This window comes from Leisingera sp. G5_S3_59_S7 (assembly GCF_054968485.1).
Genome location: NZ_JBQKUH010000001.1, coordinates 1 through 13,954, shown reverse-complemented (window position 1 = coordinate 13,954; position 13,954 = coordinate 1). Strand labels below are relative to the sequence as shown.

Below are 13,954 nucleotides of genomic sequence, written 5' to 3'. Positions count from 1 at the left end.
CACCTGCCCCGCCGCCTGTTGCGCCGCCTGTCACAATGCTCCGATCGTCAGGTTCTGATACATGCCCCAGAACGCGGTGACCACAATGGATATCACGCCGACGAACTGGATATACAGGCGGCAAAAGGCCAGCCGCTTGCGCAGCGCCTCGCCCGTCGCCCCCTCCCGCGCGATGCGGCGGGCGGTGAAATAGCTGATCACCCCGACCACCGCCATCGGGAAGGCCAGCAGAAACACCGCCTGGGCGATTTCCAGCAGATAGACAAAGCCCAGCATCGCCAGGCCGGACAGCAGGAAACACGACAGCGCCACCAGCCAGGGCCCCGACACCTCAGAGATGTACATCAGCCGGTTCACGTTGACCCGGGCGATATCCTCCAGGTCCTGTTCCGCCTGGCCGCCCTTGCGCTGCGCCCGGTAGACCATGTCATAGGGCACCCCCAGGATCCAATGGCTGGCTGAGGACCACAGCACCGCCAGCGAAATCCAGTACCACAGGTTGGAGAATGACCGCAGCTCAATCATCTCATAGATAATATGAAGCAGATCCACGCCAGCCCCCATCTTGCGCCCGCAGGTTTCCGGGCCGGAATATCGTCAACCGGACCTATATCAACCGGGAAGCGCGCGCAGGCAAGCCCCGCAGGACGCACAAGTTTTCCGGCGCGGCGAATGTGCCTCTTGTTCCCGGGGCCGCTTCCATGCCACCCATGGGCCAGCCAAAACGAGAGACCGCCATGAAGCCCACCGTCGCGCCCTTTCCCGCCGCCCGCCTGCGCCGCACCCGTGCCAGCCAGGCGATCCGCAACCTGGTGCAGGAAAACACCCTGACCCCGTCCGATTTCATCTGGCCGGTGTTTGTCCGCGACGGTGATGGCGTTGAGGAACCGGTCGCCTCCATGCCCGGCGTGATGCGGCGCTCGGTGGACAAGATCGCCGAAGCCGCGGTTGAGGCGCAGGCGCTGGGGATCCCGGCCATCTGCCTGTTTCCCTACACCGACGCCTCGCTCAAGACCGAGGACTGCGCAGAGGCCTGGAATCCGGACAATCTCACCAACCGCGCCATCCGCGCTATCAAGGACGCGGCGCCGGAAATTGCGGTGATGACCGACGTGGCGCTGGACCCCTACAATATCAACGGCCACGACGGCTATGTGGTGGACGGCGAGATCGTCAATGACGCCACGGTCGAGGCGCTGGTCAAGATGACGCTCGCGCAAGCGGACGCCGGCGCGGACATCATCGGCCCCTCCGACATGATGGACGGCCGCATCGGCGCCATGCGCAACGCGCTGGAAAACGCGGGCCACCACAACGTGGCAATCCTGTCCTATGCGGCCAAATACGCCTCTGCCTACTACGGGCCGTTCCGCGATGCGGTCGGGGCCTCCGGGGCGCTGAAGGGCGACAAGATGACATATCAGATGGACCCGGCCAACAGCGAAGAGGCGCTGCGGCTGATTGAGCGCGACCTGATGGAAGGCGCCGACATGGTGATGGTCAAGCCCGGCATCGCCTATCTGGACATCTGCCACCGCGTGAAATCCGCCTTTGGCGTGCCGACCTATGCCTATCAGGTCTCCGGCGAATACGCGATGATCCAGGCGGCGGCGCAAAACGGCTGGATCGACGGCGAAGAGGTGATGATGGAAAGCCTGATGGCCTTCAAGCGGGCTGGCTGCAACGGCATCCTGACCTATTTCGCCCCGGCGGCGGCCAAGCTGCTGAACGGCTGACGGCTGCGCCGGATCACTTCAGCGGGAAGCCGCCAACAACCGCTTTGCAATTGATGACAGGCAGCGGTTTTCCGCGTATACACAACCCCAGAGCCGGGCCAAACCGGCCTTGCAGCAAATCATTACAGGCACCTGAGAAATGAGCAGTTTTTCCTCTTCCCGCATGACCCGCCGCGGCTTTGCCCTGGCCGCCCTGGCCGGTGCCGGGGTTACCGCCGCCTGCGGCAACGGCGTCGGCAACGGCAACGCCGCCACCATCGACGCCCGCGTTGATGCGACGCTGAACCAGATGTACAGCCAGTACCCCAACACCCGCACCCTGGCCGAAAAGGCAACCGGCATGCTGGTGATGCCGCTGGTGACCGAGGCCGGCTTTGTCTTCGGCGGCGCCTACGGACGCGGTGCGCTGCGGATCGACGGCGTGACTGTCGACTACTATTCCACCGTCAAAGGCAACGCAGGGCTGCAGATCGGCGCCCAGCAATATGCCCATGTGCTGTTCTTCATGACCCAGGACGCGCTGGCCGGCTTCCGCCGCTCCTCCGGCTGGGCCGCAGGCGCCGACGTGGAATATGTGATCAAGGACGAGGGCAACTCGCTGACCGCCGACACCAATACCCTGACCTCGCCGGTGCTTGCCGCCGTCTTCGGACAGGCCGGCCTGCGAGTGGGCGCCACCCTGGAAGGCACCAAATACACCCGCATCATCCCCTGAACGGGAACCGGCCGGCAAGGATCCGCTCCTTCATCTGGCCCGAAATATCCCCGCCGGTGGCATGGCCTTTCCAACCGGAAAGGCCATTTTCATTTCCGCTCAGCCCGACTGGCGCAGGCGTTTGAACAGCGACGAGGTATCCCAGCGCCCGCCGCCCATCTTCTGCACGTCCTTGTAGAACTGATCGACCAGAGCCGTCACCGGCAGGCTGGCGCCGGTTTCATCCGCTGCGTCCAGGCAGATGCCCAGATCCTTGCGCATCCAATCCACCGCAAAGCCGTGCTCGAAGTGGTCGTCCAGCATGGTCTCGTAACGGTTGGCCATCTGCCAGCTTCCCGCCGCGCCCTGGCTGATCACCTCGACCACCGCGCGCCCGTCCAGCTCTGCCTTTTCGGCGAAATGCAGCGCCTCGCTCAAGCCCTGCACCAGCCCGGCGATGGCGATCTGGTTGCACATCTTGGTCATCTGCCCGGCGCCGCTCTCGCCGATGCGGCGGCAGATGCGGGCATAGGCGCTGATCACCGGCTCCGCCCGCGCATAGGCATCCTCATCACCGCCGCACATGACTGACAGCGCGCCGTTCTCCGCCCCGGCCTGACCGCCGGAAATCGGCGCATCCACAAAGGCGGCGCCGTGGTCCTGTGCCGCCGCATACAGCTCTCGCGTCACCTTGGCCGATACTGTGGTGTGGTCGACAAACACCGTGCCCTTGGCCATGCCCGCAAAGGCGCCATCCGCCCCCAGGCACACCGACCGCAGGTCATCGTCGTTGCCGACGCAGGCCATGACGAACTCCGCGCCCGCGGCCGCGGCGCGCGGGGTGGCGGCGAAATGGCCGCCATACTCTTTGGCCCAGGCTTTGGCCTTGGCCTCGGTGCGGTTATAGACGGTGACCTCATGGCCCGCGGCCTGCAGGTGGCCGGCCATCGGATACCCCATGACGCCGAGCCCCAGAAACGCGATTTTTGCCATTTGCTTTTCCCTTGATCTGTCTTCGCTTATGTTGGCGCCAACCCTAACACCGCCGCCGCAGGGCGCAATCTTCCGGCCGGTGGAAATGACAAAAACCCAATGGGAAACAACCGCTGATGGGACATCTCTTCCGCTGGCTTCTGCGCATTGCTGCGGGGCTGATTCTGCTGAGCGTTCTGGCCGCCCTTCTGGTCTATTACCTCGCCTCGCAATCGCTGCCCGAATATGACAAGGACCTCGCCCTGCCCGGCCTGTCCTCACCGGTCGAAATTGTCCGCGACAACGCCAACGTGCCGCATATCTTCGGCAGCTATGGCGCCAGTGACGAGGATGTCTATTTCGGCCTCGGCTATGCCCACGCCCAGGACCGGCTATGGCAGATGGCAGTGATGCGCCGCACCGCCCAGGGCCGCCTGTCGGAGATCTTCGGCACCCGCACAGTGGAGACCGACACCTACCTGCGGCGCCTGGACATCTACAATCTGGCGCGGCAGTCGGTGGAGGTGCAATCGCCTGAGACGATGGCCGCACTCGAGTCTTATGCCGCCGGCGTCAACGCCCGGCTGCTGGAGATCAACGAAGACGCGCTTGGCCGCGGCGCGCCGGAGATGTTCCTTTTCAACATGCCTGTGGCCCCCTGGCAGCCCGCCGACAGCATCGCCATCATGAAGCTGATGGCGCTGCAGCTGTCGGGCCACATGCGCGAAGAAATTCTGCGCGCCCGCACCTCGCTGGCGCTGAATGACCAAACCCGGATCAAGGATATCCTGCCGGATGCGCCGGGGACCGGCATCACAGCGCTGCCCGAATACGCCGAGCTTGTGCCCGGCGCCCGCCGTTTCGCCTCCACCGACAGCGCTGAGGAGGACAGCCTGCTGTTCCCGGTGGCGCCGCGCGGGCTGGCCGGCGCCTCGAACGCCTGGGCCGCCGCGCCCAGCCGGTCGGCCGCGGGCGGCACGCTGCTGGCCAATGACCCGCATCTGGGCCTCAGCGCCCCCGGCGTCTGGTACCTGGCGCGGCTGGAGCTGGGCACCGGCGGCGTGATCGGCGGCACCATCCCCGGCATCCCGGCCGTCATCACCGGGCGCTCCGACGCCTTGGGTTGGGGGGTCACCTCGTCCTACCTGGATGATCAGGACCTGTTCATCGAAAAGCTGAACCCGGAAAACCCCCAGGAATACCTGAGCGTTGACGGCTACAAGGATTTCATCTCCCGCCCCTCGATCATCAAGATCAAGGACGAGGCCCCGGTCACCCTGACCCTGCGCTGGACCGACAATGGCCCGGTCCTGCCCGGCTCCATGTTCAACCTGGCGGATATCACCCCGCCCGGCCACGTGGTGTCGCTCAGCTGGACTGTGCTCAGCCCCAAGGACACCTCGATGAGTGCGGCCATCAACCTGATGCGCAGCACTTCGGTGCAGGAAGCCATCGCCGCGGGCGAGGATTTCATCGCGCCGTCTCAGAACCTGACGCTGGCGGACGCTGATACCATCGCGCTCAAGACCGTCGGCGCCTTCCCGGCACGCGACAGCAAGCACCAGAGCAAAGGCCGGATGCCCAGCCAGGGCTGGCACCCGGAGAACCGCTGGCAGGGCCGTGCGCCCTATGCGGATAACCCTGAGTTCCTGAGCCCCGCCGGCGGCATTCTGGGCAACACCAACAACAAGATCCTGGACCGCACCTTCCCGGCCCACGTCTCCTTTGACTGGGGCGACACGCAGCGCATCCACCGCTGGCAGAAGCTTATGCAGAACCGCGAGGTGCATACCCGAGACAGCTTTATCGAGGCGCAGCTGGACACGGTGTCCTATACCGCGCGCACCCTGCTGCCGCTGATCGGCGCCGACCTGTGGTTCACCGGTGAAGCCGCACCTGCCGGCACCCGCGAGCGCCAGCGCCAGATTGCCCTGACCCTGCTGTCGGAGTGGAACGGCGAGATGAACGAGCACCTGCCGGAGCCGCTGATCTATGCCGCCTGGGTGCGGGCGCTGCAGGCCCGGCTGATCACAGATGAGCTGGGACCGGTGGCCAAATCCTTCCGCCATGTGGAGCCGCTGTTCATCGAGCGGGTCTACCGCAATGTCGATAACGCGTCGGCGTGGTGCGACGTAATCCAAAGCGCGCCGAAGGAAAGCTGCACCGACATGGCCCGGCTGGCGCTGGACGACGCGCTGATCTGGATTGAGGAGCGCTATGGCAGCGCGCTGGAATCCCTGCGCTGGGGTGATGCCCACCAGGCGGCGCAGGACCACGCCGTTCTGGGCAAGGTGCCGCTTTTGCGCTATTTCGTGAACATCCGCCAATCCACCAGCGGCAGCGACAACACCCTTCAGCGCGGCAAAAGCTCCGGCAAGGACCCGCATCCGTTCCAGAACATCCACGCCGCCGGGTACCGCGGGGTTTATGATTTCGCTGACCCGGACAGCTCTGTCTTCATCGTGTCCACCGGCCAGTCCGGCCACCCGCTGTCGCGCTATTACGACGACATGGCCCAGCTATGGCGCCGCGGCGAGTATATCCCGATGTCGCTGGACGAGGATCTGGCCCGCGCCGCTGCGGTCGGCATCACCCGGATCACCCCGCGGTAACCGGATTGGGACAATAAAAAAAACGGGCGCTGCGGCGCCCGTTTTCTTTTGTGCATCAAGGTCCGTTTCAAAGCCTGTCGAACTTGGCCTTCTGCCGGTCGGTCCACAGCACGGTGATGTCAAAACCGGTCTCGGTCTGCTCCTCCTGCTGCACCAGGTCCTCCTTGAACAGCCAGGCGCGCTGCTTGCCCTGGGCAAAGGTCAGGGTCAGGGTTTCCTCGTGGCGGACGCCTTGCAGCTTTTCGGCAATGTCGGCCAAAAGTCCGTCCAGCCCCTCGCCCGTCAGAGCCGATATCGCGTGGATGCCATCCTCGCGCTCAGCCCGCTGGCGGCGGGCTTCGGCCTCTTCCTCCGGCAACTGGTCGAGCTTGTTCCAGACCTCGATCCGGGCGCGGTTTTCATCCACCCCCAGAGAGGCCAGGATCGCCTCCACGTCCTCTGCCTGCTGCTTGCTGTCCTCGTGACTGATATCGCGCACATGCAGGATCACATCCGCCGCCAGCACCTCTTCCAGGGTGGCGCGGAAGGCGGCGACCAGTTCCGTCGGCAGGTTTGAGATGAAGCCCACCGTGTCGGACAGGATCACCTCCGGCCCGTCCGGGATCTCCACCTGCCGCATGGTCGGGTCCAGCGTCGCAAAGAGCATGTTCTTGGCCATCACCTCAGCCCCCGTCAGGCGGTTGAACAGGGTCGACTTGCCCGCGTTGGTATAGCCCACCAGCGCCACAATCGGATAGGGCACCTTGGCGCGCGAGGCGCGGTGCAAGGTCCGGGTTTTCACCACCTTGTCCAGTTGGCGGCGCAGGCGCACCAGCTGATCGTCGATGGCACGGCGGTCCGCCTCGATCTGGGTTTCGCCGGGTCCGCCGACAAAGCCCAGGCCGCCGCGCTGGCGTTCCAGGTGGGTCCAGGCCCGCACCAGACGCGTGCGCTGATAGCTGAGCGCCGCCATCTCGACCTGCAGCACGCCTTCGCGGGTGGCCGCACGGTCCGAGAAGATCTCCAGGATCAGCCCGGTCCGGTCCAGGATCTTGACCTTCCATGCCTTTTCCAGGTTGCGCTGCTGAACGGGGGAAACCGGCCCGTCAATCAGGACCAGTTCAATCTCCTCCGCCTTCAGGATGCTCCCCAGCTCCTCGATCTTGCCGGAGCCGAACAGCATCCCCGGATGCGCCTTGGGCAGGCGCACCACGTTGGAGCCGATCACATCAAGATCGGGCAAGGCCGCTGCCAGCGCGACGGCCTCCTCAAGTGCGGGGGCTGCGTCGCGGCGCCCGCTGTCGGATTTGATTTCCGGATGCAGCACCCAGGCGCGGGTGCGCTTCCTTTCATGCTCCATCAATTGGAGTCTTCACCCTCATAGAGACTGATCGGCTGGGCCGGCATGATGGTCGAAATCGCGTGTTTGTAGACCAGCTGCGACTGTCCGTCGCGGCGCAGCAGCACGCAGAAATTGTCGAACCAGGTGATCACACCCTGCAGTTTAACCCCGTTGATCAGAAAGATTGTAACCGGAACCTTGGTTTTGCGAACGTGATTCAGGAAGGCATCCTGAAGATTCTGTCTGTCCGAAGCCATTTTTTATTATCTCGCCTTTGTTCTTGCCACGCGCTGCGGACCAGCACGCACGTTAAAAACCACTATGAACGGAGAAAAAATAAGTTTCCACCCGAAAAACACGTCTTAACGGCAAGCGGCCGTCAGCTGCGCCAAAGGTTCGGCGACAACAGCGCGATGAACGCCAGCGTCTCCAGCCGCCCCAGCACCATCGCAATGCACAGGATCAATTTCGCCGGTGTGGCCAGCAGGTTCAGCACGATCGGCTCGCTGGCGGCGCTTTCAGTCAGCGGCCCGGTGGTCGCAAGCGAAGCAATCGCCAGCACGATGGACTGCTCGAAGTCGGTGCCGACGGCGGCCAGCGCCGTGCTGATCAGCGCCAGGGACAGGGCAAACAGCATGAAGAAGATCCAGGCGACAAAGGCGCCGTTCTTCTGCAGCCGCTTGGTGCGGTCGCCTTCGCCGCTTACGGAACTGGGATGCACCAGCCGTTCCATCTCGCGCAGCCCGTTGAGATAGAGCGCATAGACCCGCAGCAGCTTGACCCCGCCCGCGGTGGTGGCAACGCCGCCGCCGAACACCGCCAGCCCCAGCAGGATCATGCCGGGCGTCTCCAGCCCCGACCAGGAGCGCGCGGCCTCCCAGTGGACGCTTTCAAATCCGGTGGTCGACAGGAAGGACATCACCGTGAACAGCGTCCCCCACAGCGCGTGCAGCGCCCGCGGCAGGTCCTCGCCGGCGTCCACCTCATAGGCGGCCACCCAATGGCGCAGAAACAGAAGCAGCGGCACGCCAAAGACAATCAGCAGCCCGGTGCGGAATTCAGGGTCCTTGTCCAGGCGCCCCTGGCCCGCCGTCACCGTGTCGCTGGAAAACGTCAGCCGGGACAGGGCGAAGAACATAAACAGGAACATCACCATCTCGCCGGCAATGCCGCTGGCGGCATTTTCGACCCCGCCGGTTGCCGATATGCCCGAGGTTGCCATCACCGACATCGCGTGGCTCAGGCCCGCCAGCGCCTCCTCGCCGGTGATGATCAGCAGCATCCACAGCACCAGCGTCAGCCCTGCATAAACCGGCGCCAGCGTGCTGGTGACCAGCACCAGCTGGCGGCGCGGGTCGGCCCTTTCCATGTGCATGGGCGCGGCGGTGCCGCCGCCCGGCTCGCCCTTGGCCGTGACCTCGAAACCGCCAAGCGACATCGGCGCCAGCACCGCCGAGGCGGCAATCCACATCAGCAACCCGCCCAGCCAGCCGACAATCGCCCGCCACAGATGCACGCTGGGCGGCAGCCGGCCCGGATCGGCCCAGATATCAGCGCCGGTGGTGGTGATCGCGCTGACCATATCGAAATAGGCGTTCAGGTAATGGGCGCTGACCAGCGCATCCTGCACCGGCACCGCCAGGAACAAGGGCAGCACCGTAAAGGTCGCCAGCAGCGACAAGAGCTGACCCGGCATGCTGTAGCGCGGCACCCGGTTGCCCATCGACAGGGCAATCAGCACCACCAGGATCATCCCGGCAAGCCCGGCATAGAAGAAACTGCGCGAGGTTTGGTGGTCATCCAGCACCAGCGCGTGCACGGCCGGCAGCCACATCGCAAGCGATGCAATGCCGCAGATCAGCAGGAACAGCGGCAGGCGCAGCACGCCGATTGGGGCTTGGACCGTGCGGCGCATTCTAGAAATAGTCGATCGACACCTGCAGCAGGCGTTCGACCTCCGGCACGTCATCCGCCATAGCAAAGAGCGCGATCACGTCGCCCTCCTCGATCCGCATCTGGCCGGAGGGACGCAGCATCTCGCCGTTCTTCAGCACCCCGCCCACCAGAACGCCTTCAGGAAAGTCCGTGTCGCGGATCATCTGCCCGGTAATCGGCGAGGTCGACAGCACCTCGGCCTCGATCATCTCCGCCTCGGCGTCGCCCAGGGAATAGACCTGCCGCACCCGGCCATAACGGATATGGCGCAGGATAGAGCTCACAGTGGTGGAGCGCGGGTTGATATAGGCGTCGATTCCGAGGTGCGGCAGCAGCGGCACCAGGGTTGGATCGTTGATCAGCGCAATTGCCAGCGGGCAGCCTTCAGCCTTGGCGCGCACCGCGGCCAGCATGTTGGTCTTGTCGTCATCTGTCACCGCCAGCATCGCATCCGCCTTGTCGATGCCAGCCTCGATCATCAGCGACCGGTCCAGCCCGTCGCCATTCAGCACGATGGTGCGCTCCAGCTCTTCCGCGGCGCGCTCCGCGCATTTGCGGTCGCGTTCGATCACCTTGGCGCGGATCCGGGAGGTGCTGCTCTCCAGCGCTTTAGCGACCTCCAGCCCGACGTTGCCGCCGCCGACCACAACCACCCGGTCCTGGCGTTTTTCGTGCTTGCCGAACACCTCGATGGTGCGGGGCACGTCGTCCACGTGGCAGAAGACATAACAGCTGTCGCCGACAAACAGCTGATCGCCCGGCTCCGGCGCGAACAGGGTGCCGTCGCGGCGCACACCGACGACCAGCGCCCGCAGCGTCGAGAACAGGTCGGTGAGCTGGCGCAGCGGCGTGTTCACCACCGGGCAATCGGCATCGATCTGGATGCCCAGAAGCTGCGCCATCCCGCCCATGAACGTCTCGGTATCAAACGCCGCCGGCGCCGACAGCCGCTGCATCGCTGCGGCGGCGACCTCCCGCTCCGGGCTGATCACCACGTCGATCGGCAAATGCTCGCGCTGGTACAGGTCGGAATAAATCGCCGTCAGATAGCTTTTGGCCCGCAGGCGGGCAATCTTGCGCTGAACCTTGAATACCGAATGCGCCACCTGGCAGGTCACCATGTTGACCTCGTCCGAGTGGGTGGCGGCAATGATCATATCTGCATCCCGCGCCCCGGCCCGCTCCAGCACATCCGGGTAGGAGGCGAAGCCGTGAATGCCCTGCACGTCCAGCGTATCGGTGGCGCGGCGCACCAGTTCCGCATTGTTATCGACAACCGTCACGTCATTGTGCTCGCCGGACAAATGCCGGGCGATCTGCCAGCCGACCTGGCCCGCACCGCAGATAATGACTTTCATTTGCGTATCCCTTGGCGGAAATTCCGGCGGAGTTTTGCCCGACGTGAATGACAGAAGCCGCTTTCACGGTCAAATTAATTGTAACTTGCTCTGATTGCAGCCATTATTTCCCCATGCGCAGCGATCTGTCCATCCTGGCGGGCCTCGCCCTGCTGCTGGGCGCCGCGGCCTGCGGCCCGCTACCGGTCTACTACCGGCAGGGGGCGGAGGTGTCCCGCCTGCGCTCCGATGAGCTGATCTGCCAGGCCCAGGCCCTGAAAGACGCGCCGGTCGCCAATGAAATCCGCCAGCACCCGCCCGTTTTCTACCCCGGGCGCAAGGTCTGCCACAGCGGCGACTGCTATTACCACCCCGGCTATTGGGTGGAGGGCAGCATCTACACGGTGGATGTGAACAAGCCGCTGCGCAAGCGGCTGGAAAGATCCTGCATGGCCGCCAAGGGCTATCAGCAGATCGCCCTGAAACGCTGCACACGGCGGACCGCCCCGGCGGTTGCGCCCGGCGCGCGGCTGGCACCGCTGACCGAAGCCGCCTGCGCGCAGCGCAACAGGGATGGCAGTGTCATTATCCGTCCCGGCGGCTGATCTTCCATCTGCGGCCCGGACTGTGGCGGGTGAAGGGTGGCGGGATAACTTTGATTTGCACCGCCGGATCAAGTAAGCTGTTCACCGGATTGTTTGTTGACCAGTATTTCCAAAGAGAAAGGTACCCGATGCGGATACATTTCCTGTTTGCCGCGCTGCCTTTGGCTGCTGTCACAGCAGCCTGCGAGCCGACAGCGCCCATTGCCCCGCCCCCAACTGCTGCAACCGCCCCGGCGTCCGCGCCCGCAACATACAGCGCGCCCACGACATACCGCGCACCCGCACCGGCCCCAGTTCCGGCACAAGCGCCCGCCCCGGAACCTGAACCGATCGGTCCGCCTGGCGGCGGCGGTGCCGGAAGCGGCGGCGGTGGCGGAGGCGGCTCCGGCGGCGGTGGCGGCGGCTCAGGCGGCGGAGGAGGCTGGGGTTAACCCGGGACATTGCCATGACAGCGCTGTCTTTCAGACCGTCCTCTCTTGCAGCCGCAGTGCTGGCCTGCTCTGCGCTGCTGCCCGCGGCACCTGCAAGGGCCGCCTATGAAACCAGCGAGCGGGCGTCTGCACCCGAAACCGCTATCGTGATCGGCATTCAGAACTATGACCACGTCACAGACCTGACCAACACCCGCAACGATGCCAAGGCGATGGCAGAAATGCTCAGATCCTTTGGCTATACGGTTTTTGAAGGCTATGATCTGGACAAGCGCGGGTTCGAGGCACTGCTGCGCCAGGCCGCCCTCAATATCCGCGACGGCAGCCAGGTGTTTTTCTACTACGCAGGTCACGGTATCCAGCTGGGGCGGCGCAACTACCTGCTGACCAGCGATGCAGAGCTGTCGGGCATTCACGACCTGCCCTTCCAATCGGTCACCCTGGACCGGGTGTCCGCCATTCTCGGCGGCAAGGCGGGCAGCCAGATCCTGATGCTGGATTCCTGCCGCGACAACCCGGTGCCCGATGTCAAGCTGAACGCCGAGGTCGGCGCCCAGCTGTATGAGGCGCGCGAGGGGTTTGACGTGTTCCGCCCGCCGCTGAACACGCTGGTCGCCTTCTCCACCTCGCCCGGCGCCACCGCGCTGGATGGCGAGCCGGGCGGCAACAGCCCCTATACCTCCTCCGTCGTGCGCCACTTCCCCGACCGACCGGAGGAGGACGCGATGACGGTGCTGGCGGCGATCCGCGGCGATGTCTACAGCGCAACCGGCAACACCCAGGTGCCCTGGGAAAGCTCGACGCTGACACAGAAGATCTACCTGCGTCCGGCGGAGCGGTCGCTGAACGTCGCCCAGGCACAGCCCGAAACCGCTCCGGCCAGCCTTGACCAGCTGCCGGATCAGCTGTCGGTGAAAATCCCGCTCGGCCGCTCGCTGGAGCTGGCGCCGGAAATCAGCCCCTATGTCCGGGCCGGCACCACGGTGACAATTGTGGAATCCCCCTCCTCCGGCGTCACCTCGCTGCAAGCGGGGGACGGAAGTGCGCTCAGCCTCAGCTATGCGCCCAAGCTGGCGGAACTGCCCGCGCGTCAGGACGGCGGCCAGGTGCGCAAGGACCGGATGGTTCTGCGGCTGGCCCAAGCTGACACGGTGCGGGACGTGACCGTGAACCTGGAGATGATTGCCCGCCAATGCGACCTCGAAGCCGGGGATTTACTGGATCTCCAAGGAGTCGGGCTCTACCGCTATCCGAATGAGATTGATCTGAAAGCGGCAGAGGCCGCCTGCCGCGAGGCGGTGCAGGCCGCACCCGAACTGGGCCGCTTGCATTACCAGCTGGGCCGTGCGCTGCAGGGCCAGGGCCGCCTGATCGAAGCCTATGAAGCCTTTGAAAAGGCCGCGGAACTGGGCCATTTCCGCGCCTATAACGCGGTCGCCTATCTGCATGTCACCCCGAACGTCGACCGCGAAACCGTGCCGATCCCCTATGACCCGGACAAGGCCTTTGCCCTGTGGGACAAGGGGATCGAGGCAGGCGACCCCTTCTCGATGCACGCCCGCGGCAAGCGGCTTTTGCGCAAAAGCAGCACGCCTGACGAAAAGCAGCGCGGCTTCGATCTGCTGAGCCGCGCGGTGGAGCTTGGCCACACCTATTCAATGAACGAGCTGGGCGTGTTCTTCCTGTGGAGCGGTGATGAGCTGGCGCAGCCGGAACGCGGGCTGTCCTATCTGGAGGCCTCTGCCGGCCGCGGCGACATCTACGGCACCGCCAACCTCGGCTATGTCTACCGCGATGGCGGCGCGGGCAAGCCGGTCGACAAGGAAAAGGCCCGGGCGCTGTTTGCCGAAGCGGCGCAGCTGGGCCACCCGCACGCCCCGGCAGAGATCGGCCGCATGATCATGGGCGGCGACCTGCCCGGCCGGGACGCGGCTGAGGCACTGGAATGGTATGACATGGGATTGTCGCGCGGCGATGCCTGGGGCGGCGCCAATGGCGCCTGGGTTGCCCTCAACAGGCTTGCGGACCGCGTTCCCGCCCACGCTGCCGCCGCGCGGGCCGGCAAGGCAATGGCGCTGAATGACCCCGACGCCCGCGCTGCCGCGCGCGAGCTGCTCTCCGGCATGTCTGAGCGGGACATAGCCGCAGGCACCCAGTATATCCTGCGTCAGCTGGGTTCTGGCATTGCCGTTGACGGCCAGTTCGGCCCTGCCTCGCGCAAGCAGCTTGAGAACCACGCGCGGGAGGCGGGCCTGCCCGCCATCGTTCCCGACGATCCGGTCAGCCGGCTTCAGCTGGCCGCGCAGATCCA

11 protein-coding genes are annotated in these 13,954 nt (G+C 65.0%); 5 read left to right on the top strand and 6 right to left on the bottom strand.

What is annotated here, in order from left to right; all coding sequences use genetic code 11:
• Positions 1-30: 30 nt before the first annotated feature.
• Positions 31-552, bottom strand: a complete 522-nt coding sequence (locus ACTRWG_RS00055) for a component of SufBCD complex (RefSeq protein WP_259959301.1) — start codon at positions 550-552, stop codon at positions 31-33.
• Positions 553-737: 185 nt separating this feature from the next.
• On the opposite strand from ACTRWG_RS00055, the gene hemB reads away from it, so the two are divergent.
• Both hemB and ACTRWG_RS00045 read left to right on the top strand, forming a co-directional pair.
• The gene (gene hemB / locus ACTRWG_RS00050) at positions 738-1,736 is read left to right on the top strand and encodes a porphobilinogen synthase (protein ID WP_462828781.1); all 999 of its coding nucleotides are present in this window, start codon (positions 738-740) and stop codon (positions 1,734-1,736) included.
• 139 nt (positions 1,737-1,875) lie between these two features.
• Complete coding sequence (locus tag ACTRWG_RS00045; RefSeq protein WP_462828780.1) at positions 1,876-2,451, top strand: lipid-binding SYLF domain-containing protein; 576 nt, start codon at positions 1,876-1,878, stop codon at positions 2,449-2,451.
• A 99-nt stretch (positions 2,452-2,550) separates the two neighbouring features.
• On the opposite strand, the gene ACTRWG_RS00040 is transcribed toward ACTRWG_RS00045, so the two are convergent.
• On the bottom strand, positions 2,551-3,423 hold the full coding sequence (locus ACTRWG_RS00040; protein ID WP_462828778.1) for an NAD(P)-dependent oxidoreductase: 873 nt from the start codon (positions 3,421-3,423) through the stop codon (positions 2,551-2,553).
• A 116-nt stretch (positions 3,424-3,539) separates the two neighbouring features.
• Here ACTRWG_RS00040 and ACTRWG_RS00035 point away from each other — a divergent pair, with 116 nt between their 5' ends.
• The gene (locus ACTRWG_RS00035) at positions 3,540-6,014 is read left to right on the top strand and encodes a penicillin acylase family protein (RefSeq protein ID WP_462828777.1); all 2,475 of its coding nucleotides are present in this window, start codon (positions 3,540-3,542) and stop codon (positions 6,012-6,014) included.
• 67 nt (positions 6,015-6,081) lie between these two features.
• On the opposite strand, the gene hflX is transcribed toward ACTRWG_RS00035, so the two are convergent.
• The 4 genes from hflX to trkA all read right to left on the bottom strand — a co-directional run bounded on the left by hflX (position 6,082) and on the right by trkA (position 10,628).
• On the bottom strand, positions 6,082-7,353 hold the full coding sequence (hflX, locus tag ACTRWG_RS00030; protein ID WP_462828776.1) for a GTPase HflX: 1,272 nt from the start codon (positions 7,351-7,353) through the stop codon (positions 6,082-6,084).
• Positions 7,353-7,592 (bottom strand): RNA chaperone Hfq, encoded by a 240-nt coding sequence (gene hfq, locus ACTRWG_RS00025; protein ID WP_005611588.1) that lies wholly within the window; start codon positions 7,590-7,592, stop codon positions 7,353-7,355. The genes hflX and hfq overlap by 1 nt, the downstream gene beginning before the upstream one ends.
• A gap of 122 nt (positions 7,593-7,714) precedes the next feature.
• Entirely contained in the window at positions 7,715-9,250 is a 1,536-nt protein-coding gene (locus ACTRWG_RS00020; protein ID WP_027237510.1) for a TrkH family potassium uptake protein, read from the bottom strand.
• Between the two features lies 1 nt (position 9,251).
• Positions 9,252-10,628: a Trk system potassium transporter TrkA gene (gene trkA / locus ACTRWG_RS00015; RefSeq protein ID WP_027237509.1), complete on the bottom strand. Its 1,377-nt coding sequence runs from the start codon at positions 10,626-10,628 to the stop codon at positions 9,252-9,254.
• A 113-nt stretch (positions 10,629-10,741) separates the two neighbouring features.
• On the opposite strand from trkA, the gene ACTRWG_RS00010 reads away from it, so the two are divergent.
• Positions 10,742-11,212: a hypothetical protein gene (locus tag ACTRWG_RS00010; RefSeq protein ID WP_260004147.1), complete on the top strand. Its 471-nt coding sequence runs from the start codon at positions 10,742-10,744 to the stop codon at positions 11,210-11,212.
• Positions 11,213-11,657: 445 nt separating this feature from the next.
• Positions 11,658-13,954: caspase family protein (locus ACTRWG_RS00005; RefSeq protein WP_462828775.1), on the top strand; the 2,297-nt coding region annotated here is incomplete at its 3' end.

Bases quoted from the DNA above. Each gene is read 5' to 3' on its own strand.
- hflX (WP_462828776.1), bottom strand. From the start codon at position 7,353: ATGGAGCATGAAAGGAAGCGCACCCGCGCCTGGGTGCTGCATCCGGAA.
- ACTRWG_RS00035 (WP_462828777.1), top strand. From the start codon at position 3,540: ATGGGACATCTCTTCCGCTGGCTTCTGCGCATTGCTGCGGGGCTGATT.
- trkA (WP_027237509.1), bottom strand. From the start codon at position 10,628: ATGAAAGTCATTATCTGCGGTGCGGGCCAGGTCGGCTGGCAGATCGCC.
- hfq (WP_005611588.1), bottom strand. From the start codon at position 7,592: ATGGCTTCGGACAGACAGAATCTTCAGGATGCCTTCCTGAATCACGTT.
- ACTRWG_RS00020 (WP_027237510.1), bottom strand. From the start codon at position 9,250: ATGCGCCGCACGGTCCAAGCCCCAATCGGCGTGCTGCGCCTGCCGCTG.
- ACTRWG_RS00045 (WP_462828780.1), top strand. From the start codon at position 1,876: ATGAGCAGTTTTTCCTCTTCCCGCATGACCCGCCGCGGCTTTGCCCTG.
- ACTRWG_RS00010 (WP_260004147.1), top strand. From the start codon at position 10,742: ATGCGCAGCGATCTGTCCATCCTGGCGGGCCTCGCCCTGCTGCTGGGC.
- hemB (WP_462828781.1), top strand. From the start codon at position 738: ATGAAGCCCACCGTCGCGCCCTTTCCCGCCGCCCGCCTGCGCCGCACC.
- ACTRWG_RS00040 (WP_462828778.1), bottom strand. From the start codon at position 3,423: ATGGCAAAAATCGCGTTTCTGGGGCTCGGCGTCATGGGGTATCCGATG.